Origin of the sequence: Sphingobacterium sp. InxBP1 (assembly GCF_026191775.1) — a bacterium.
Classification (GTDB): Bacteria; Bacteroidota; Bacteroidia; order Sphingobacteriales; family Sphingobacteriaceae; genus Sphingobacterium; species Sphingobacterium thalpophilum.
In genome coordinates this window covers 472,352-493,413 of the sequence record NZ_JAINDX010000046.1, presented here as the reverse complement: position 1 = coordinate 493,413, position 21,062 = coordinate 472,352, and the positions used below count along the sequence as shown (strand labels likewise).

Sequence of the window (21,062 nt, the reverse complement as noted above, 5' to 3'; positions counted from 1 at the left end):
TATGGCCAAGTTAGTAAGTTTGCTCCTGGCCTTATTTGCCGTTTTGCTTGTCAACGGCCAGACTGTGGATTCAATCTCCAAGAAGCAGGTGACAACCGTTAAATCAGACAGTTTAAAGGCGAAATCCCTACAGGACACGGTGAAAAAGGAATCCCGAAAGGAGCGAAAGCGAAGAGAAAAAGAAGAGGCAAAAGCAAAGGAAAAGACGGTCTTCAAAGATTCTACACGTTTGGCAATCGAAGCTAAAAACCGGCAGGCATGGAAGCGCTCGCTCATCCTACCGGGATGGGGGCAATATACCAACGGCGGGGTCTGGTGGATCAAAGTACCGGCGATTTACGGCGGGCTGTTGTCTACCGTGCTTGTTTTTGACTTCAATAACCGCTATTACAAGGAACTGCTGGGGGTACTGCAGGCCAGGGCGGATGGCCGCGCAGTCGAAGACCCGTATTATAACGGTGTTCCGGACCAGTCCATCATCCGGGCCAAAGATAATGCACGGCGCAACCGGGACCTGATGGTGTTGCTGACGCTGGGGGTATATGGCCTGAATGTCGCCGAAGCATATATTGACTCCATGTTAAAATACCGTTGGAATATCGGCGAAGATAAACCCAAAAAAACAGCCCTTTCGATCGGTCCTACCTTGATGGATGCTGGGCTTGCGTCCGGCACGTATAGCTTTAAACCCACAGTAGGATTGAAATTATCCATGAAATTCAATTAAAAGTCTTCGTTATCACTACTTTTGTAGCTGTTTTTCGTGGGAATTTTTTAATTTTAAAATTATACTATACTTTATTTTCTAAATATATGAACATCGTTCTCTTGGGATATGGCAAAATGGGGCAGATTATCGAAAGATATGCACTTAAAAGAGGCCACCAGATTTTTTTAATTGTGGATGAAAATAATCGTCCCGGTCTGACAATTGATGATATCAAAGGAGCCGATGTCGCGATAGACTTTAGCATTCCGGCAGCTGCTCTGGATAATATGGATCTTTGTCTGGAAGCCGGCGTGCCTATTGTTGTGGGGACGACAGGCTGGTACGATCAGCTGGAACAGGTCAAGAACAAATGCGCAGAAAAAAATGGAACAATATTATATGGGTCGAATTTCTCGATCGGCGTGAATGTGTTTTTCCATGTCAATAGGATATTAGCCAAAGCTTTGCAACCTTACAAACAATACGATGTTCAGGTAGAAGAAATTCATCATATCCATAAGCTGGACGCTCCGAGTGGCACGGCCATCACAATTGCTGAGGGAATCCTTGACAACAGTGACGTGAAAAGCAAATGGGTAAATACTGTTGTCGGTGAACAGGACGAAATTATTCCAAAACCGGACGAGCTGCTCATCGAAAGTCACCGTATCGAAGAGGTGCCGGGGACGCATACTGTACTCTACAGTTCTGAAGTGGATCAGATCGAATTCAAACATACGGCACATAGCCGTGACGGCTTTGCGCTGGGAGCTGTGGTGGCTGCCGAATGGCTAAATGGCAAGAAGGGTTTCTATCAAGTAACGGAAATTTTTGATTTTAATAAATAGTACTAATTCGTAGAATATGTGGTTAATTATCTTTGCGGTTTTAACGGCAATATCAGGTTATGGACTCTGGCAATTGTTTGTTAAGGCTGGCAGAAAAGGCTGGGAAGCAATCGTACCTTTTTATAGTCAATATATACAGGCCAAATTGACAAACAGACCGACATGGTGGGTGATCTTATTGCTGGTTCCCATTGTGAATGTGTTTATTTTCTATAATCTTTACCTAGACTTCATCCACTGTTTCGGCAAACGCCGGTTTTGGGAAAACGCGGCAGCGGTCCTTGTTCCGTTTATCGTGCTGCCAATGTGGGCAAAGGATAATAATGTGCGTTTTTTGAATGGCTTATATGCTAAAAACTTAAAAGCTGCTGCCCAGGAGGGCGTGGAGCTGACGGAAGAGAAACGGGATGAAATTGAACAGGAATCCTATAAGGAATACAAAATTAAATATCCATATAAGAAATCGATGGTGCGGGAATGGGCGGATGCAATCGTATTTGCCACAGTTGCTGCCTCACTGATCCGGGGGTTTTTGATCGAAGCTTATATGATCCCGACGGGATCTATGGAACGCACTTTATTAATCGGTGATTTCCTGTTCGTTAGTAAGTTAAATTATGGCCCTCGCGTACCCAATACGCCCATAGCCTTTCCGTTTGCACACCACACCATGCCGGTGACAGGGGGGAAGGCTTATTCTGAGCTGATTGAATTGCCTTACAAGCGTTTACCCGGGTTTCAGAAAATTAAACGCAATGATGTTGTCGTTTTTAACTTTCCAGCAGGCGACACTGTCGCTCTGGAAAACCAGAATGCCAGCTATTATGATCTGGTAAGAGCTTACGGATGGCAAACGGTCAATGCACAGTTTACTATCCAAGCTAGACCCATCGATAAGCGGGAGAATTATATTAAGCGTTGTGTAGGCTTGCCGGGAGATAAGATCTTTATGAAGGATGCCAAACTGTTTGTGAATGATCAGCCCGGCTTCGATCCACCTGAAAGTCAGCTGGACTACATTGTGCTGACAGATGGCAGTCCATTGAATATGGACCGTCTGCGCGAGCTGCGTATTGAAGGTGGAGCCTCCGATCAGCAGCCCGGCGTCTACCAGCTGTTTATGACCAAAGATGAACTGGAGCTGGTAAAGTCCTGGTCGAATGTAAAAGAAATCAGAAGGAATACTGCTGGAGAAGGGGCTTATCCATATGATCCTCAATATAAATGGGATTTTGACAATTTTGGTCCGATTCTAATTCCGAAAAAGGGATGGACAGTGGCCCTCAATGCGAAGACGCTGCCAATTTACGAGCGCGCAATCCGTGTTTACGAAAACAATAAGCTGGAAAAACGCGCAGATGGTATCTACGTCAATGATGTCAAAGCCGATCATTATACCTTCAAAATGGACTACTTCTGGATGATGGGGGACAACCGTCACAACTCGCTGGATTCCAGAGGCTGGGGTTTTGTTCCTGAAGACCATATTGTCGGTAAGGCACTTTTCACCTGGATGAGCTGGGATGATATCGGTACAGGATTATCCAAAATCCGCTGGAACCGTATTTTTAAAGGAATTCATTAAAGCATACCTTATTTCGCATAGGTATTAACGGCAAAAGGCTTTCATTCAGAAAGCCCTTTGCCGTTATAATGATTGTTATGCCACCCGGTTTACTTCAAACAGGCCAGATAGCGCTTGATGGTTTCTTCCAATCCCAAATACAGGGCATCTGAAATCAGTGCATGCCCGATGCTCACTTCCAGTAGCTCGGGGATATGCTGATTAAAATACTGTAGATTATTGAGGTCAAGGTCATGCCCCGCATTGAGGCCCAAGCCAACTTCGCGGGCCTTTAATGCTGCTTTAAAATAAGGTTTGATTGCCGCTTCCTTGTCAAAACCATATTCACTGGCGTAACCCTCTGTATATAGTTCGACCCGGTCGGTACCTGTTGCGGCTGCAGCCTCCACCATTTCTTCCACAGGATCAACAAAGATGGACACCCGTATACCTGCGTCCTTAAACAATTTGCACATATCACTTAGATAGTCTTTGTGCTTAATCGTATCCCAGCCATGATTGGAGGTCAGCTGTCCCAGAGTATCGGGAACGAGTGTCACCTGAGCGGGTTTGTTGGCCAGTACAAGATCAACAAACTTCTGTTCCTGGCAGTTCCCTTCGATATTCAGCTCAGTCCGGATCTCGGCCTTTAGGTCAAATACATCCTGATAGCGAATATGTCTTTCGTCAGGTCTGGGGTGTACGGTGATACCCTGGGCACCAAAACGTTCGCAGGCCAGAGCTGCAGCAAGCAGATTCGGGTTGTTGCCCCCCCTTGAATTTCTGAGCGTTGCGATTTTATTGATATTTACTGAAAGTCTGGTCATTTTTCTCTATGTTATGATGTAAAAATACAAATAATATCTATTTTTTTTTAACTTGCATATATGGATGGAATCGATTACAGCTTGTTTAGTGGCTTTCGCTTATTGGACGTTATTGATATCATATTAGTAGCGATCATTATCTACTATATCTATAGTTTGATCCGGGGCACGATTGCTGTGAATATCCTGATTGGGGTCGCCCTGTTTTACGGCGTCTATATTGTCGTGAAACAAATGCATATGCGTTTGCTGACCGAGATATTCGGCGGATTTATTTCTGTCGGATCTATTGCACTAATTGTTGTCTTCCAGCAGGAAATCAGACGGTTTTTACTCCATGTCGGCAAAAATATTTCCATGAAACGAAAGAAGGTTTTTTGGTCTTTTTTGGGCAATAAGAAAGCCATTCAAAAAGATTTAACGGAAGACCTTCGGCCTGTCATCGAGGCTTGCAGAAGCATGTCACGAACCCGGACCGGAGCACTGCTGGTTTTCTCCAAATACTTTGATGAGGAATATTACCAGAGTAGTGGTGAATATATCGATGCACAGATCTCAAAGCGCCTGATCGAGAGTATTTTTCATAAAAATAGTCCACTGCATGATGGGGCGGTGGTCATCGTGGATTTTAAGATCATGACAGCTTCCTGCGTGTTGCCGTTGTCGGATAGCGAAGACCTACCCTTGCAGTTTGGATTGCGGCACCGTGCGGCAATAGGTGTTACGGAAATCTCGGATGCTGTTGCGGTGATCGTCTCTGAAGAAACCGGGGAGATCTCATTTGCAAAGGATGGCAACGTGAATATGAACGTGTCGCCCGAAGAATTGGAACAATTGCTAAAAGACGAATTATAAAAAATGGGCACCTATAAAGTACCCATTTCTTTCTATTATTGTCGGTTAGAACACGCTTTTACTAGCATTTTCCACCTGTTTTTTTGTTTTGTCCTATTTTTTTGCTGCATTAAGGACTTGGGTATTTAGCTTGATGTATTCGCTATTTTTACCCTCGGTCGCTATTTCTACCCCTTTGGTGGCGGTTTCGATTGCGCCTTTTTTGTCGCCTGCTTTCAATTGCGCTTTTGCTTTCCAGTACAGCACGTGAGCAGCTTTCGGCTGTGCTTTAGCGGCTTCGTCAAACCAAACTAGTGCTTTATTCAGATCGAGGTTGTTATTGAAATAGTATTGAGCGGCGGCAAAATATGGTTTTTTCTCGCCCTTCATGGCCTCGTCGATGGACGCCAGAATCTTCGCCTGCTGCTCCACTTTCAGATCGACTTTTATGGCTGTTTTTTCCCAGGCAAGGCTGAGTACGGCACTGGTGGGTGTTACATTGTCAAAGGAGATCGTGAATGTCTCCACAGCTGTATTCAGCGTTTGTGGTTTAACGTTAAAACGAAGGGCATCTTCAGCCTGATTATAGGTATAAGCTCCCCATTGTTTGGTGTTTTTGCTGATGATCACTGTCCATTCTGATTTATTGGGAATGGTAAACAAGGCGTAGGTACCTGCTGCGAGTTTATGGCCGTTTAAGCTGACATCCCCTTCAAATGTCAGTGTAGTATTGGTATTAGCACCCGTGCGCCATACCTCGTTATATGGGACAAGCTCGCCAAAAATTTTACGGCCATTCATGCTCGGCCTGCTATAGCTGAGGGTCACATTTTCGATTCCCAGTCCCTGTGTGACTGTCTGGGCGCTGCTAGCAGCAGGTAGCTTCAGCTGCGCAGAGGCTGCGTTTGCGGTGAGCAGCAGAACGGCAGCTGTAGCAATGGTAAAAAAACTTTTTTTCATCTGTTTACATGTTTGTTTGTCAATATTTGTGATCTTTTATCCGTTTTTTCCGACTTGATGACCTTTAACAGCAAAGAATAAAATATATAAATAAGCTGGCACCATAGCAAAGAGGAAGGCATGCTGAAAATCTACATGTAGGGTATCTTTAAGGTATCCATAGATCAAGGGCCAGATCGCTCCACCGGCGATACCCATAATCATGACACCCGAACCCACTTTCGTAAAACGGCCCAGTCCCTTGATACCGAGCGGGAAGATCGCAGGCCACATCAGGGCGTTTGCCACACCCAGAAGCGCGACAAAAATGTAGGAAGTTAAGCCTGTGGAGAAAGCTGAGATTGCTGTGAATGCAATTCCCACCAATGTACAGATGCGCAGCGCCGTCTGCTGGGAGACAAAGCGTGGGATCGTAATAATCCCGATAAAATAACCGACGAGCATGCAGACAAGGGTAAATGTTGTTCCGTATTTCACAAAAAACGGCGGTAAGGAAAGCAACCGGCCGTAGGTGCCGATAATATCGCCTGCCATGACCTCCACGGCCACGCAAAAGAAAATAGCAAGAAATCCGAGAAAGAGGTGTGGAAATTGGAAGATGCTTGTCTTCCTGGTGCCTGCAACTGCTGCTTCATCAGACTCTTCTTCTTCCTTGTTGACATCCACATCAGGCATTTTGACAGCAAATACGATGATGGCCAGAATCGCTACACCTACTGCAACGCCGATATATGGACCGTGTAGCCGTTCGGATAGTTCTGCTAATAGCGCATCGTGTTCGGCACCAACCTTAAGTTCTTTGATTTTGCTGGATATCGTGTCGTAATCCTTTAACAAGATACTGCCCAGGACCACGGGAACGATCATGCCCGCCGTTTTGTTAAAGATGCCCACAATGGAAATCCGCTGGGCAGCACTTTCTATCGGGCCAATGATACTTAAATAGGGATTAATAGCTGTCTGTAATAAAGCCATACCTGAGGCTTGGACGAATATAGCAATCAGGAAAAGCTGGTAGCTTAAGTTTGACGCTGCCGGAAGGATGATAAGGGCACCGATGATAATTAGGACCAAACTGGCGACAAGCCCGTTTTTAAATCCAATTTTGCTCAAAATCCATGAACTGGGTAAGGCTAGAAAAAAATAGGCAATATAAGAAGCAAAAAGAATCAGAAAGGCCTGGGTATCTGTTTCCAGATTAAATGCCAGCCGTACGAAAGGAATCAACGCTCCGTTGGCCCATGTAATGTAGCCCAAAATAAAAAATAGTGCACAGCAAATGAGCATAGGGACTATTGCTGTTCTACCCGAATTAGGATTAGTGGTCATTTTTTTAATTATATTTAGTTAAGTTATCGTTCTCGGACCAGGATCAGTACAAAGAGTCGTTAAGCAAACGATTGCACGCTATTTTTACTGAATTTTTAGTTATCCATCCTACAAGACTACTTAATTTTCTTGAATATCGGAAATAAAAAAAGGGGTATTTTGCTAATTATTTGGCAAAAAAAAGAAGAATAAATTATAAAAAATATTCTTCTTTGGGTAGCAATCTTGCCGATTTTCGAATATTTACCCGGAAGTAAATCGAGTTAGCGTACAGCACCTTATTTTGGTACAATGGCCACTGTAAGTCGTGAGATACAATTCAGCTTATTGAAGCGGTCGTACATTTTGATTTCCCAGACATGCGTTGAGCGGCCGATATGGATCGGGCTGCATATGGCGGTGATTACGCCGCTACTGACCGGCCTCAGATGGTTGGCATTCACCTCCAGGCCCACGCCTCGATATTTTTCGGGGTCTACCACCAAGTTGGAGGCAATACTGCCCAAAGACTCGGCGAGGACAACGGAGGCACCGCCATGAAGTATTCCATGGGGCTGCTTCACCTTGTCGGTCACTGGCATGGTGGCGGTAATGCTGTTGTCGTCAATCTGGGTCGCCTGAATTTCCAGCAAGCCTGACAGGTACTTGTTAAAAAAGACGTTTATTTCGTCAATGTTGTAGTGCTGAAACCAGATTTTTGACATCGTCAGAGTTTAAGTAGCGTTCCTGAATGATAATACGATGGTGGTTGAGGTGACCTGCAATCACATACAATAGTGCTTTGACGCTGACCAGACGTTCGGAGGCCATGCCTTTGCGCTCCAGTTCCGCCTCATTAAAGCTGTTGAATAGCATCATATTGGCTTTACGTAGATAGGTGAATTCTTTGCTCAGGCTTTCTAGCGTCCGCTCGTTGTAGCGGGAATACTGTATTAGATAATCCTGGTCATAGCCTGTCAGCTCTTTCAGGTCGTTGCGTGAAAAACGTAAGGCACGGTAGGCCATGATGCGTTCGTTGTCGATCACATGGCCGACGACTTCTTTGATAGTCCATTTGTCTTCCGCGTATTTGAAGTTACCTCTTTCCTCTGGAATGGAGTCTAAAAATGCAGGAAAGGAAAGTATCTGTTCTTCCAATGCATCCAATACGTTGTCATCGACTACAGTCTCTATGTACGGCGCGTAGACTGCTGGATATTCGTCAGATTTGAGTGGCTTCATATTTTAAGTTACTTTTTAAGATTATTCGAAATGTTGTTCCTTTACCTATTTCAGATTCTTTCACAAAGATTTGACCCTGATGATACCGGACCATCCGTTTGGTCAAGCTAAGGCCCAGTCCCCAGCCTCTCTTTCGCGTTGTAAATCCGGGCTGGAATATCGAGTCAAAATCTGAGCGCGGAATTCCTTTACCCGTATCACTAATGTCTATAAAAATTTCTTCTTTCGCAATATTTTCTGAAATATTAACAGTTATCTTTCCTTCTGTGCCAATGGCATTTACTCCGTTTTTCAATAAATTTTCGATGATCCAGTCGAACAATGGGACATTGAGTTTTGCCTCGACATGTTTATCTCCGGTTAACTCAAACGTGATTTTATTGCTTGTGCGTACCCTGAAATAATCCACATAATTTTCGATGACCTCATACAGATTGTGGTTGGTCAATACGGGTGTCGATCCGATCTTGGAGAAGCGGTCGGCCACGATTTCGAGCCTCTTGATATCGTTTTCCATCTCATTAAGGGTATCGTCTTCCTCAGCGTCAAATTTGATACGAATGAGCTCTAACCATCCCATAAGCGACGATATAGGAGTGCCCAGCTGGTGTGCGGCTTCTTTTGTCAAACCCACCCAGACCAGGTTCTGCTCAGATTTACGGATCGAGTTGAACACGGTATAAGCAATAATTAAGAACAGTGCGATAAGCGATAATTGGACATAAGGGAATACGCGCAGCTGCTGCAAAAACCAGGAATCTTTATAATATACATGCCACTTTTGTCCATTCTCCAACTCCAGTGTGATGGGCGCATGGCTTTTCTTCATGAAGGCAAGCTGCTTCTGAAAATATTCGGGGTCGTAGTCCAGGTGTTTTGTAACAGAATCATTGTGCATCGGCTTGATATTCGTCTTTGTGGAGTCCAGGTTTCTCCAAAAAATAATTTCTTCCTTGTCATCAGTGATAATTGCAGGTAAGTTCAGACTGTCGCGAACCGCATAGATAAACGTGATAAACTCATCATCGACATCGGGCATGGTCATGATGTTTTTCGTACTCATGGCCCAGACCTGTGCTTTGGACCGTTCGGCATGGGCGAGATTGCGAACGAGATAATTGGTATAGACCAATGAAGCAACGGCGATAACTGCTGCAAATATCAGCAGGATAAACTTCCAGCGTTGTTGGCTTATCTGATAAGGTTTCATGATGTGCTATTCGTCTCTTTACCGCAAATTACTGAATAAATGTCTGTTTTCTGCACTTTTATTTCAGCTTGGGAGGTGTCCTGATGTCCAAATCAAAATTTTTGTGGTAATTTTGCGGCATGAGTTCAGAAAGAAAAGTAAGAGTGCGTTTTGCACCTAGTCCCACGGGTGGTTTGCACCTTGGAGGCGTACGTACAGCGTTATTTAATTTTCTCTATGCGCGTCAGCATCAGGGAGATTTTATTTTACGTGTCGAGGATACGGATCAGACTCGTTTTGTGCCCGGAGCGGAAGAGTATATCAACGAATGTCTGGCTTGGTGTGGCCTGACACCGGATGAAAGCCCTTCAAAGGGCGGGAAATATGGTCCTTATCGGCAGAGTGAAAGGAAACCAGCTTATCGTCAATATGCCGAACAACTCGTTGCTGGGGGCTATGCTTACTACGCCTTTGATACAGCTGCGGAACTGGAGGAGCAGCGGAAGCTGCAGCCTAACTTCCGCTACAGCCACGAAAACAGGCTGCAACTGCGCAATTCTTTGAGCCTTAGTGAAACTGAAACTCAACAATTATTGGAGTCCGGCGCGCCGTATACAATTCGGATAAAGGTTCCTACAGATGAGACGGTCACGTTTACCGATATGATCCGTGGGAAAGTGGCTTTTGATACCAATCTGGTTGACGATAAGGTACTCCTCAAAGCAGACGGCATGCCCACCTACCATCTGGCGGTCGTGGTGGATGACAAGGCTATGGAGATATCTCATGTCTTCCGTGGTGAAGAATGGTTACCCTCGGCTCCGATCCATATATTACTATGGGAGTACCTGGGCTGGGGCGACAGCATGCCTGCATGGGCTCATTTGCCATTGATCCTCAAACCGGATGGAAATGGGAAATTGAGTAAGCGTGACGGCGACCGTCTGGGATTCCCGGTTTATGCCATGAACTGGACGGATCCTAAATCTGGGGACACCACCAAAGGATTTCGTGAAATGGGCTTCATGGCCGCGGCATTTGTCAATATGTTGGGGGTGTTGGGCTGGAACGATGGTACAGAACAGGAGCTGTTCTCGCTCGACGAGCTGATACAAAAATTCAGTGTAGACCGTATCAGCAAGGCTGGGGCGAAGTTTGATTTTGAAAAGGCAAAATGGTTTAATCACGAATGGATCAAGCGTTCTTCAGGCGAAAGCCTGCTGCCGCAGGTCAAAGAGGTGTTGGCCCATCATCAGGTTGACGCCGAAGATGGCTATATTGGACGTGTGCTGGATGCCATTAAGGAGCGTCTGACCTTTGTGGAAGATTTTTGGGCACAGGCTTCTTTCTTTTTCGTGCAGCCAGCTGAATATGATCTGAATGCCGTGAAGCCAAAATGGTCTGCGGAGAAAACAGCATTTTTTGAAAATATCATTCCGTCATTTGAAAATTTTGGCAATTGGGAAGCACCTGCTCTGGAAGCTTTCTTCAAAGATGCCATTCAGGCTTCGGGTATGAAAATTGGCGAATTAATGATGCCGTTCCGGGTTATGCTGGTGGGCGGTAAATTTGGTCCTGATGTATTCCAGATCGTCGAGTTATTGGGACAGCAGGAAGTGGTGGCGCGCATCCGAAAAGCACTTGTTGAATTTGGAGCTTAAGCTACCTCATCATATATCTTATCGGAAGGCTGTTGCAAACTGAAATGCAACAGCCTTCTTTTATAAATAGGGCAGCCGCAGCCGCATGAAAAGTGTTTTAACAGGGCCAAGCAGAAAAATCGTACAGGTAACCGCTGCCCCTAATATGCCCAGATAAGTAAATATCTCCATATTGCTGAGCAAAGAAGCTTGCTGGCTTACTGTAGCACCCAGTTTTTTCGTGGCCAGAAGCCTGGCAAGGTTGTCACCATAAGTACCGCTATAGTTGAGTACCAGCGTTTCCCAATAGGATCCGATGATCGGGTTGCTGCTGTTCAGCGTCTGTTCGAGCTGCACGAAATGTTTTTGATTGAAGGTATAACTGAGGTTTTGAATCAGTGCGAAACCCATATTTGTGCTCCAAAACCGCACAGTTGTGCCCATCAGTCCTGCATTGCCGACGTGATGTGAAGCGACACCTGTCAAAATATAGATGACAAGGGGCGTAAAAAGCCAACCTTGTCCTACCCCTTGGATGAATAGGGGAAGGCCTACGGTCGTCATTGTGGTGTCGGGATAGAATGCGGGAACAAACAGAAAACAGGAAGCTGTCAGCAGCAGGAAACCCGGTCCAAAAATATATTTTGGGCTAACGTCTTTTAGCAACAGCAGGCCCGAACTGCCGACCCCTATGATCGTGCCGGCGACATTGATATATTGAATATCAACGACGTAATGCCACGGCCATTTCCAGACGGAGGCCATCACCGTATACACATTATTGAGGCCGCTACGAATGATATAAAAAAGGGCGAAGAGCAGGGTACCATACAAGATATTTCTGTACCGTAACACATCAAAGTGGAACAGCGGGCGTTTAACCAGAGATTGTTTGAGAACAAATAGGGCACCAAAAATAAGGAACAGGGACGAGTTGACGATAATACTACCATGCGCAAACCAATAATATTTGCGCCCATAAATCAGCACATATGCACCACAGCTGAGCGATAGTAAGAGGAAAAGACAGCTTGCGAGATCGATCTGATAAAGAGGGAATTTTCTGCTTAATCGATTGTTGTTCAGGAAAACAACTGCAATGGCGATGACAATCAGATGCCAGTAAAAAACTACCCGGATCATATCCTCCCAACCATAGTCCATAATGCTCTCTTTAAGCAGGGAGGTTGTTATGGTCCCGCCTGTCAGCATGAAGGTATATAAGAGAAAGTAGGCGATAGTCCGGCTTTTAGGGTGTTTGATCTGCATCATTACCAGGGGCAGGAAGCAAGCTCCCTCGAGCACGCAGAAAATACCTTCGGCAACACGGAGCACACCAATGACGAAAGGATCTCTCGTTAATGAAATACCCAATAAGATAAGGATAGAGATCGAACAGCTCAACAGAATATATGTCCGCACTCTGAAATAAGAAAATAACCGCTGGAAAGTCAACAGCGCTACCACCACAGCGCCATACATCAACGAAAGAAAGTATTGGATGTCTTCCAGCTCAATGCCTAAGGCCGAAGCTGTAAAAGCAGTATTGGAGTGGAATAACGTCAGTAGCATAAGATGTGGAAACATCGCCAGGATCATCAGCGGCAATTTTATCCACTCAGGTACCCAGCCATAATATAATGATTTGTCTGCGCTCATGATTCATTAGGATTGATGAATGGCGTGCACAACCACGTTCATGCCTGCACGCAGTTTTGATATATTCTGCTGTGGTAAGAAGACGATTTTGATCGGGATACGCTGTTCGATCTTGACGAAATTACCCGTTGCGTTGTCCTGTGGAATGACTGAAAATCTGGAACCCGAGGCAGGGGAAAACGAGTGGATCTTTCCCTTAAAATGCATTTTTGGAAATGCGTCCACCTGGATGATCACTTCAGTTCCTTCCATCAGATCTTCGATCTGTGTCTCCCTGAAGTTGGCGTTGATCCATTTCTCTTCACTGACGACATTGACCAAGGTCTGCCCTTCTTTCACAAACTGTCCCGGCTGGATAGATCTTTTGCCGACAAATCCATCATAAGGTGCGGTGATTACGGTATAGGAGAGGAATAGGGCCGCATTGTCGCGGGCAGCCTTTTTCAGATCGATATTGGCCTTGGCGGGCAGCTGACTAGCCTTGTCCTTACTGGTACTTAATAAAGCAGCGTTGTATTCCTCCTGACTGGTGTGGAGCTGGGCCAACGCCATATCGTATGCAGCTTTCGCATGATCATATTGCTGCCTGGTGGCAGCATCCGCTTCAAGTAGGCTTTTATAGCGGTTATAATCTTGTTCGGTCTGCCACACGCTGACCTTTGCAGCTTCTAGCTTCGCCTTTTGCACTGAAATGTTATTGGCGGTAACATGTACATTTTTGGCGATGACTTCGGCGTTCTGCTGGCTATTGCGCAATTCGGCGCTGGCCATGGCTACCTTGGTCTGGTACTCGCCTGCATCGATGATGACCAGCGTGTCCCCACGATGGACATATTGGTTTTCCTCGAACCGTACCTCTTTCACAAATCCGGGGATTCTGCTGGCGACCGGCGTTACATATTGATCGACCTGCGCGTCATTGGTCGTTACGTGCCGGCTGGTAAACATCAGATGGTTAATGAGTATGCCTATACCAACCAAAAGCAGGGCAATGGCAAATACAACGAGAAGTTTATTGAACCCAGCTGCCTTTTCTATTTTTTCCTTTTTACTCATGATGATATCAATCTATTTTAGACCTCTCTGTATTCTGACGCTCCAAGTATTACACCGAAATCCCCTGTTGACCATTGTCGGTATGAATCTGCACTGGTCCGCTACGATGAAGAAACTGGGGGATATAACGGTGTGAAGCGTATAAGATGCATGGAGAAGGCCGCGTACAAAGATACAGTAAGGTGCATCCATATCATTTTGTATAGTCGGACCAAAATTTGTTCATTTGCGCCATTTTGAAAAAAATGTATCTTAGATTAATGAATCGGGAACAACTTGCGGCTATTGATGCTGACGAATATGACTTTTATGTGGACCATAACTATGTGGATCGCATAGATTCGCGGGAATTCAGGCATCGGAAAGCGAGATTATTATATGCTGAAGGCGGGATCATCCATATTTTTACTGCGGAAAAGCATTGGTATCTTCCGGGAAGGTTTTATATGTGGATTCCTTCGGATACCGTGTACCATCTTGAAAGCTCCAGCTCGCATATCCATTTGTACAGTTTCTACTTCAAAACGGATGCGCATGAAGCCGGTGTTTTAGCAAAGCCCGGTATATTTCTGAGTAACGATCTGATGCACGAGATGTTTTTGTTTGCCCGGGACTGGACAGGCGGCATTCATGCGCAGAACGATTATGCGAAATACTGTTTGCTGCGTGCGATGAAAGCCATTATTCCGGAAATGAGCAGTCCGATAGATGCTTTTCCCATGCAGCATCCCTATCCTAAAAGTGAAAAGCTCCGGAGTATCGCCCGGTACCTGAATGCGAACATCGACAAGTCGTTTACAATAGAACAGGTAGCGGCGCGGTTTGGTATGAGCAGCCGTTCGTTATCACGGCTTTTTAAAGAGGATATGGGCATCAGTTATATCCGTTTTCTAAGAGCTATACGTATTTCGAAAGCGCTAGAACTGATGTCGGAGAATACTTATTCTATCTTTGAGATTGCTTTTCGGGTAGGCTATAATGAACTTTCGTCTTTCAGCAATATCTTTACACGGGTGACTGGAATCCGACCTTCGGTCTATATGTCAAAAATTAATGCTTACAAATAACCCTGGAGGGTTACGTTGACATCGCTTTCCTTAAATGGGCATTTCAGTCATCTTATGACGACGGGAATTTTTTAGCTCATGTATTCTGTCAGAAGGTCTGGGCCTTTTTGTTAGCATAAACAGCTAACAGTTTGTCATGGACTGTTACCATTTTGATCTGAACACCTTGTTGTTGTTGGTAGACGGTTATAAGTTCAGATTCAAGTGATGGTAGTTTATGGCTAAGTACCTGTAGAGAGGGGCAAACTGCTGTATGTTACCACTCAACTACCAGACGTTTGCAGGATATGAGGGGGAGTTGGTGACAAACTGCAGGAAGTCTATGTAAAACAGCATGCAGTCTGTTATCGATGCATAGCACAAGATTGCAGATGTCATACACTTTGCCATAAACTGCTCTGTGTTCGCGATACAATATAGGGAGTGTATGTTGGCTTGTAAAGCGTCTGAGACAAACTGCTATCTGTTTATGACCGATGATTTTCGGATCAGCTGTCATAAACAGCTGATCACCTAGGCCAAAAGCTCCTGCAGATCTTCCTGAGAAAGCGATTTAATGAAACTTTCTTCAGTGGTGATCAGGCTCTGTGCGATGGACTTCTTTTTGTTTTGCAGTGCAAGTATTTTCTCTTCCACAGTATCTTTGCTGATAAACTTATAAATAAATACATTGCGGGTCTGACCGATCCGATGGGAGCGGTCTACGGCTTGCTGCTCCACTGCGGGGTTCCACCAAGGGTCCAGGATAAACACATAGTCGGCCTCGATCAGGTTGAGGCCAACACCGCCTGCTTTGATCGATATCAAAAATAACTTGGTGTCGTTATTTTTTCGGAACTGGGACACGGCTTCATCCCGGTTTTTGGTTCCCCCGTCGAGATAAGCGTAATTGGTGCCCTTCTTATCGAAATATTGCCTAAAGATATTGAGCTGTTTGACAAACTGCGAAAAGATGAGGACTTTGTTTCCTCTGCGCATCACCATTTCAAGGGTGTCGATAACGGCTTCGAATTTTCCGGAATCGCCGATAAAGTTTTCATCCACCATCTTCGGGTGATTGGCCAGCTGTCTCAGTTTGGTGAGTCCCTGCAGCAGCGCAATTTGTGAGGACTTCGGCTTGCTGTCCATCTGCCCATCCAGAATGGCATTTCGATATTCTGATTTGACAGTTTCATACAGTTCGGCTTGTTTGTCTGTCATTTCACAATACAACACTTGCTCTGTCTTGGGAGGCAGCTCCGTGGCAACCTGGTCTTTTGTACGTCTAAGGATAAAGGGTTTGACAATGGCTTGCAGCCGCTGTGCCTTTTCCTCATCTTTTTTCTTTTCGATCGGATGTACAAACTCCTTCTGGAAGTAGGTGTAGCTGCCCAGCAATCCGGGATTGGTAAAATGCATCTGCGCCCATAGGTCGGAAACAGAGTTTTCGACAGGTGTACCGCTCAGAGCCAGTTTGTTTTTGCTTTTAAGACTTTTTATGGCCTTAAACGATTTTGATGTTGGGTTTTTGATATTTTGACTTTCATCTAAAATGATGTAGTTAAAATAAAAGCTGCTGAGGATGTCCTCATCGATGCGCACGATGCCGTAGGTCGTGATCACTAGATCATAGTTGGCAAAGAATGAAGTGTCTTTGATGCGGTTGTTGCCGGTATGCAGGTGTATTTTAAGCTGTGGCGCAAATTGCTGAGCTTCTTTCTGCCAGTTGTATACCAAGGAGGTCGGCAGTACCAGCAACGAGGTGTTAACTTGCTCATCATTGTGCCGTTCTTCTTTTTGTTGTTGTAGCAGGGCGAGCGTTTGGACGGTCTTGCCAAGCCCCATATCGTCGGCAAGACAGCCGCCAAATTTATATTGTTTTAGGAAGTTAAACCAGTTGTAACCCGCCTTCTGATAGGGGCGAAGATGGCCTTTGAAATGTTTTGGTTCGGGAATGTCCACAATCTCTTCAAAATTGGCCAGATTCTGCAACTTTCGGTTAAACACCAACTGTGTATGCTCGCTGATTTCGAAAAGCAGGCCGATGTGCACCTTATTCAGCTTCAGCTCGTGCTTGTCTGTCGAAAACTGAAAAAGATGGTTGTACTGCGCAAACCATTCTTCGGGAATCATGGCAATCTCGCCATTTGGCAGCGTAAATTCCTTGATATTATTTAAGATATGGTTTCGGAGCTGGATAAATGGTATTTCATACGGGCCAAACTTGGCAATAGCACGGATATCAAACCAGTCATTTTCTTCATCGATAGAAATATCCAATGAAGTGTGCCCGATGAAAAAGCGTTTTTCCTCATGCCCCTGTACGATCTGGAAGCCTAAAGCTTGTAGCTCTTGCTGATGGGCGTTCATCCAGTCAAATACACTGACCGGTTTTCCGGATGTGGCGGCAGGTGTTAGTAATCCAAGCTGTCGGTCGGCCGTTTCGAGTCCCAGTGCGCTTAGATGGGCCTGCTGCTGCGTTTCCCATTGAAGGGAACGTTTGACACGGTGAAATACGTAGTGGTCTTTTGCCTCATCGTATTCCATCCGTACGGTTACTTTATTCTCTGCCCCTGCAGTAAAGATATGGGGACCATATTGAAATTGCAGCTGCAGTTGCGAGGCGCCATGTTCGATATAGATCAGCCGCAGCAGTGGTACGGCCTCATGTTGGTGCGTCCGGATATCAAAACCTTCGGCATAGACATGATAGCGTTCAATCAATCCACAGACAAACGTTTCAAAGTACTTCTTCTCGGTGCTTCGGCCAACCGAAATATATCTCTTGTTGAGAAAAGGGCTTAATTTTTTGCCCTCCAAAGGCTGATCAAAGTAATACAGCGTATTGTTTAACAGTAGCCAAGCCTGAATGTTAGTGAGCACGATGGCATTTTTAAACATGAACTCCAATCGCTGGTCTTCGTATTTGATCGTCGGAAAGTAGCGGGTTTCCTCTTCATTCCGGCGGAAATGGAAGAGTATGGATGCTGCGGATGTCGCCAGTTTGATTTCCTGATCTGCCGGGTAGCCATCCTTGCTCATCATAAAGAGAGGCTTGTGCCCGATGGCTTCAAAAACCTGAATCATCTTCTCATCGATCTTTGGGCGCAGGACATCGTACAATTTTTTATCAAAAACCTTGGAGAAGAAATCCACGGGCCGGATTGCTTTCTTATAATATTTTTTTATGAGATTGGTCTGTTCGATCTGGTCCAGCAGCCGGATAAGTTTGTAGTCGGTTTCGTCCAGTTCAGCCGCATAAGCATCCACGGTATTGCTGAATATCCGTTGATATCGCAAAGAGTATGTCCCATTGGGATTGAGTTGAACCATGTGAGGTTCAATAAGATACCCTAAATAAGGATGCTCACAGATAGAATAAACAATTTTATATACTGGAAATGACTTTGACTGTTGCATTAAATATAGCGGACCTTGTAAATAAAGGTTTCTAATATACAATAAAATATAGCATTAACCGCAATTTTTCCGATGAAATTTTAAAAAATAGGGATTAAAAAGTACCCTCAAAGACAAATTCTGCCGGTCCTTTGAGAAAGACGTTGGTAAACTGTGTTCCTTTTTTGTGAAATGATATATAGAGCTGTCCTCCCAGAACACGGATAGGTATATGAATATTTCCTTCGAGATTTTGCTGCAGGGCTACGGCCATTGCCGCTGCTGTGGCTCCAGTACCGCAGGCATAGGTTTCGTCTTCCACTCCACGCTCAAAGGTACGGAGAAAATAGCCTTCGCCTTCTTTTTCGATGAAGTTGACGTTGATCCCTTCTTTTTTGTAGGTATCGTTATTGCGGATGGCCGAACCCTCCTGAAAGACATTTTTTTTCTGTAAGTCAGTGACGAAGTCTACATAATGTGGTGATCCTGTCTGTAAAATGTAAGCTTCACCATCACGCTGGAAGCTGTCGACGTCGATCATCTGTAAATCGACCAAATCGGGAGATAAGGTAGCATGATGTATGCCGTCGACTGCCAAAAAGACAGTTTTGTCAGTAATGATTCCCAAATCGCGCGCGAAGGCGACTATACAACGGCCACCATTGCCGCACATACTGCCTTCACGGCCGTCTGCATTGTAGTATACCATCTCAAAATCATAATTTTCCTTCTCCTGAAGCAGCATCAGACCATCTGCGCCTATGCCAAAACGGCGGTCGCACAGCTTCGCTACCAGCGCCTCGTCGGCGCGGTCAAACGATTGGTTGCGATTATCTATCAAAATGAAATCGTTTCCTGCTCCCTGATATTTTGAAAATCTTATTTTCGATGCCATTGCCTTGATTTATAGTAACAAAAATACGTTTTTTTGTTACAAAAAAACGATATAAAGTTAAGAATTGTTAAAATGATTGTATTTGTCTACCAATTAACATTTTTTAACGTGCCGTATTTTCCGAAGGTTTTGAAATGGTATTACATTTGAACATATCCGAATAAAATCGGTAATTTTAAGAGCAAAAATTATCAGCTTTATATTAAGACATTTTAAAAATAGATATAAGTTTATGAATAAGGTCGGTTTAACGCTATTAACAGCTGTTTTCGGTGGAGCAGTAGCATTAGGTGGTTACAAGCTTATTGAAAATAAAAAAATTGATGTGAGGTCTTTTGAAGACAGACAGAAAGTTTATTTTGCCAATAATCCAACAGGAGTGATGTCGTCGACAGGCAATCCTGATTTCACACAGGCCGCCGCTGCGGTATCGCCGGGTGTAGTACATATCAAAACGACATATACCAGAAAAGGATCACAGCAACAGCAGGGATCTCCGTTTGACTTTTTCGAGGATTTCTTCGGTATGCCACAAGGTGGTGGACGCCGCCAGATGCAGGCGCAGCCTGTACAGGCTTCCGGTTCGGGTGTCATCATTTCGGATGATGGCTACATCGTTACAAACAATCACGTGGTCGAAGATGCAGACAAAATCGAAGTGGTTCTGACAGATAAACGTAGTTTTGAAGCAAAGTTAATCGGTCGTGACCCCAATACCGATATTGCCCTATTGAAAGTGGCCGGCAAAGGTCTTCCTGTGGTGAAGCTAGGTAACTCAGACAATGTCAATGTCGGTGAATGGGTGCTGGCATTTGGTTATCCGCTTGGGCTTCAGTCCACCGTGACGGCCGGTATCGTCAGTGCTACAGGCCGTGATATCGGTATCCTTAGAGAAGGACAGCAACGCGGTAACCCCTTCGGTGGCGGGCAGGATCAGATTCCGGTAAGTTCGGCCATTGAATCCTTTATCCAGACCGATGCGGTAATCAACAAAGGTAATAGTGGCGGAGCGTTGACCAATGCTTCCGGTGAGCTGATCGGTATTAACTCAGCCATCGCTTCTCCAACGGGTGTATATGCCGGTTATGGTTTTGCCATCCCGGTCAATCTGGTGAAGAAGATCGTAGATGACTTTGTCGAGTTCGGCAATGTTAAACGCGGCTATATTGGTGTCAGCTATAGACCGATCACGCCTGAATTGTCTGAAGAGAAAGGTATTACGGATATCAACGGGCTGTATGTGGAGGATGTGGTTAGTGGAGGAGCGGCAGCAGCTGCAGGTATCAAGAAAGGTGATATCTTAACTAAAATCAATGGCAAAGTGATTACCGGTTCGCCAGTATTGAGTGAAACGATCGGCCGTCTACGTCCGGGAGATAAAGTCAATATCACCTACAAACGCGATGGTAAGGAAAAACAGGTTGCTTTAACCTTGAAAGGTGAGGAATCTGTGAAGTCTGCAGGCCCAAGTGGTAAAGCTTCGAAGAGCGCAACTGAAATTTATAATAAACTGGGGGCTAGTTTCATTCCTGCATCAGCAGCTAAGAAAAAGGAACTGGGCATAAATTCTGGTGTAGTCGTTACGCAAGTGAACCGTGGTGGTATCTTTGACTATTTCGGTGTGGAACGCGGTCTTGTCATCACAGAAATCAATGGCAAACCCGTGAATAGTGTGGACGATGTTGAAATGGCTTTAGGTGCAACTCAACGTAATATTGTACGTCTGAAAGGTGTTTCTCCTCAAGGCGGTACAGTTCAATTGAGCTTCCCTGTAGAGTACTAAAACTGAATTAAGAATTGGTTGATTAATATAGTTTAGGTGGTACTAACCGTCCGGTTAGGCCACCTTTTTTTCTTTTAATGGTTTTAAGTTTAGTTAATTTGCG

At 44.9% G+C, this 21,062-nt stretch carries 17 protein-coding genes; 7 read left to right on the top strand and 10 right to left on the bottom strand.

Annotated elements, in window-relative coordinates; translation table 11 throughout:
* Position 1: 1 nt before the first annotated feature.
* The 3 genes from K7A41_RS14385 (at position 2) to lepB (ending at position 3,142) form a co-directional block, all read left to right on the top strand.
* Positions 2 to 727 (top strand): DUF5683 domain-containing protein, encoded by a 726-nt coding sequence (locus K7A41_RS14385; protein ID WP_265714236.1) that lies wholly within the window; start codon positions 2 to 4, stop codon positions 725 to 727.
* Between the two features lie 86 nt (positions 728 to 813).
* Positions 814 to 1,557, top strand: coding sequence for a 4-hydroxy-tetrahydrodipicolinate reductase (gene dapB, locus K7A41_RS14380; RefSeq protein ID WP_028071810.1), 744 nt, complete (start codon positions 814 to 816; stop codon positions 1,555 to 1,557).
* 16 nt (positions 1,558 to 1,573) lie between these two features.
* A complete protein-coding gene (gene lepB, locus K7A41_RS14375) occupies positions 1,574 to 3,142 on the top strand; it encodes a signal peptidase I (protein WP_265714235.1) in 1,569 nt (522 codons plus the stop codon).
* 89 nt (positions 3,143 to 3,231) lie between these two features.
* On the opposite strand, the gene K7A41_RS14370 is transcribed toward lepB, so the two are convergent.
* A complete protein-coding gene (locus K7A41_RS14370) occupies positions 3,232 to 3,948 on the bottom strand; it encodes a pyridoxine 5'-phosphate synthase (protein WP_265714234.1) in 717 nt (238 codons plus the stop codon).
* Between the two features lie 60 nt (positions 3,949 to 4,008).
* On the opposite strand from K7A41_RS14370, the gene cdaA reads away from it, so the two are divergent.
* Complete coding sequence (cdaA, locus tag K7A41_RS14365) at positions 4,009 to 4,803, top strand: diadenylate cyclase CdaA (RefSeq protein ID WP_028071813.1); 795 nt, start codon at positions 4,009 to 4,011, stop codon at positions 4,801 to 4,803.
* Positions 4,804 to 4,896: 93 nt separating this feature from the next.
* Here the strand turns inward: cdaA and K7A41_RS14360 are convergent, their stop codons facing one another.
* From K7A41_RS14360 to K7A41_RS14340, 5 genes are all read right to left on the bottom strand, one after another.
* A complete protein-coding gene (locus K7A41_RS14360; RefSeq protein ID WP_265714233.1) occupies positions 4,897 to 5,742 on the bottom strand; it encodes a DUF2911 domain-containing protein in 846 nt (281 codons plus the stop codon).
* Positions 5,743 to 5,778: 36 nt separating this feature from the next.
* A complete protein-coding gene (locus K7A41_RS14355; RefSeq protein ID WP_028071815.1) occupies positions 5,779 to 7,071 on the bottom strand; it encodes a sugar MFS transporter in 1,293 nt (430 codons plus the stop codon).
* A gap of 278 nt (positions 7,072 to 7,349) precedes the next feature.
* Complete coding sequence (locus K7A41_RS14350) at positions 7,350 to 7,775, bottom strand: hotdog fold thioesterase (protein WP_037534292.1); 426 nt, start codon at positions 7,773 to 7,775, stop codon at positions 7,350 to 7,352.
* Entirely contained in the window at positions 7,741 to 8,292 is a 552-nt protein-coding gene (locus K7A41_RS14345; protein WP_028071817.1) for a DinB family protein, read from the bottom strand. Before K7A41_RS14345 ends, K7A41_RS14350 begins: the two co-directional genes overlap by 35 nt.
* On the bottom strand, positions 8,273 to 9,502 hold the full coding sequence (locus K7A41_RS14340) for a sensor histidine kinase (RefSeq protein WP_028071818.1): 1,230 nt from the start codon (positions 9,500 to 9,502) through the stop codon (positions 8,273 to 8,275). Before K7A41_RS14340 ends, K7A41_RS14345 begins: the two co-directional genes overlap by 20 nt.
* A gap of 119 nt (positions 9,503 to 9,621) precedes the next feature.
* Between K7A41_RS14340 and gltX the strand changes: the two genes are divergently transcribed.
* Positions 9,622 to 11,142 (top strand): glutamate--tRNA ligase, encoded by a 1,521-nt coding sequence (gltX, locus tag K7A41_RS14335; protein ID WP_265714232.1) that lies wholly within the window; start codon positions 9,622 to 9,624, stop codon positions 11,140 to 11,142.
* Positions 11,143 to 11,202: 60 nt separating this feature from the next.
* Here the strand turns inward: gltX and K7A41_RS14330 are convergent, their stop codons facing one another.
* Positions 11,203 to 12,780 carry a hypothetical protein gene (locus K7A41_RS14330; protein ID WP_265714231.1) on the bottom strand — a complete coding sequence of 526 codons (1,578 nt, stop codon included), beginning with the start codon at positions 12,778 to 12,780 and terminating at the stop codon, positions 11,203 to 11,205.
* A gap of 6 nt (positions 12,781 to 12,786) precedes the next feature.
* Positions 12,787 to 13,836: an HlyD family secretion protein gene (locus K7A41_RS14325; RefSeq protein ID WP_265714230.1), complete on the bottom strand. Its 1,050-nt coding sequence runs from the start codon at positions 13,834 to 13,836 to the stop codon at positions 12,787 to 12,789.
* Between the two features lie 245 nt (positions 13,837 to 14,081).
* On the opposite strand from K7A41_RS14325, the gene K7A41_RS14320 reads away from it, so the two are divergent.
* Complete coding sequence (locus tag K7A41_RS14320; protein WP_265714229.1) at positions 14,082 to 14,903, top strand: helix-turn-helix transcriptional regulator; 822 nt, start codon at positions 14,082 to 14,084, stop codon at positions 14,901 to 14,903.
* Positions 14,904 to 15,416: 513 nt separating this feature from the next.
* Here the strand turns inward: K7A41_RS14320 and K7A41_RS14315 are convergent.
* Complete coding sequence (locus K7A41_RS14315; protein ID WP_265714228.1) at positions 15,417 to 18,302, bottom strand: DEAD/DEAH box helicase; 2,886 nt, start codon at positions 18,300 to 18,302, stop codon at positions 15,417 to 15,419.
* 94 nt (positions 18,303 to 18,396) lie between these two features.
* Entirely contained in the window at positions 18,397 to 19,176 is a 780-nt protein-coding gene (dapF, locus tag K7A41_RS14310; protein ID WP_028071824.1) for a diaminopimelate epimerase, read from the bottom strand.
* A gap of 232 nt (positions 19,177 to 19,408) precedes the next feature.
* Here dapF and K7A41_RS14305 point away from each other — a divergent pair, with 232 nt between their 5' ends.
* Positions 19,409 to 20,959: a Do family serine endopeptidase gene (locus K7A41_RS14305; protein ID WP_028071825.1), complete on the top strand. Its 1,551-nt coding sequence runs from the start codon at positions 19,409 to 19,411 to the stop codon at positions 20,957 to 20,959.
* Positions 20,960 to 21,062 lie beyond the last annotated feature (103 nt).

Excerpts from the sequence above, each read along its gene's own strand:
- cdaA (WP_028071813.1), top strand. The coding sequence starts at position 4,009 with ATGGATGGAATCGATTACAGCTTGTTTAGTGGCTTTCGCTTATTGGAC.
- K7A41_RS14305 (WP_028071825.1), top strand. The coding sequence starts at position 19,409 with ATGAATAAGGTCGGTTTAACGCTATTAACAGCTGTTTTCGGTGGAGCA.
- K7A41_RS14355 (WP_028071815.1), bottom strand. The coding sequence starts at position 7,071 with ATGACCACTAATCCTAATTCGGGTAGAACAGCAATAGTCCCTATGCTC.
- lepB (WP_265714235.1), top strand. The coding sequence starts at position 1,574 with ATGTGGTTAATTATCTTTGCGGTTTTAACGGCAATATCAGGTTATGGA.
- K7A41_RS14325 (WP_265714230.1), bottom strand. The coding sequence starts at position 13,836 with ATGAGTAAAAAGGAAAAAATAGAAAAGGCAGCTGGGTTCAATAAACTT.
- K7A41_RS14340 (WP_028071818.1), bottom strand. The coding sequence starts at position 9,502 with ATGAAACCTTATCAGATAAGCCAACAACGCTGGAAGTTTATCCTGCTG.
- dapB (WP_028071810.1), top strand. The coding sequence starts at position 814 with ATGAACATCGTTCTCTTGGGATATGGCAAAATGGGGCAGATTATCGAA.
- gltX (WP_265714232.1), top strand. The coding sequence starts at position 9,622 with ATGAGTTCAGAAAGAAAAGTAAGAGTGCGTTTTGCACCTAGTCCCACG.
- K7A41_RS14350 (WP_037534292.1), bottom strand. The coding sequence starts at position 7,775 with ATGTCAAAAATCTGGTTTCAGCACTACAACATTGACGAAATAAACGTC.
- K7A41_RS14345 (WP_028071817.1), bottom strand. The coding sequence starts at position 8,292 with ATGAAGCCACTCAAATCTGACGAATATCCAGCAGTCTACGCGCCGTAC.
- K7A41_RS14330 (WP_265714231.1), bottom strand. The coding sequence starts at position 12,780 with ATGAGCGCAGACAAATCATTATATTATGGCTGGGTACCTGAGTGGATA.
- K7A41_RS14370 (WP_265714234.1), bottom strand. The coding sequence starts at position 3,948 with ATGACCAGACTTTCAGTAAATATCAATAAAATCGCAACGCTCAGAAAT.
- dapF (WP_028071824.1), bottom strand. The coding sequence starts at position 19,176 with ATGGCATCGAAAATAAGATTTTCAAAATATCAGGGAGCAGGAAACGAT.
- K7A41_RS14320 (WP_265714229.1), top strand. The coding sequence starts at position 14,082 with ATGTATCTTAGATTAATGAATCGGGAACAACTTGCGGCTATTGATGCT.
- K7A41_RS14315 (WP_265714228.1), bottom strand. The coding sequence starts at position 18,302 with ATGCAACAGTCAAAGTCATTTCCAGTATATAAAATTGTTTATTCTATC.
- K7A41_RS14385 (WP_265714236.1), top strand. The coding sequence starts at position 2 with ATGGCCAAGTTAGTAAGTTTGCTCCTGGCCTTATTTGCCGTTTTGCTT.
- K7A41_RS14360 (WP_265714233.1), bottom strand. The coding sequence starts at position 5,742 with ATGAAAAAAAGTTTTTTTACCATTGCTACAGCTGCCGTTCTGCTGCTC.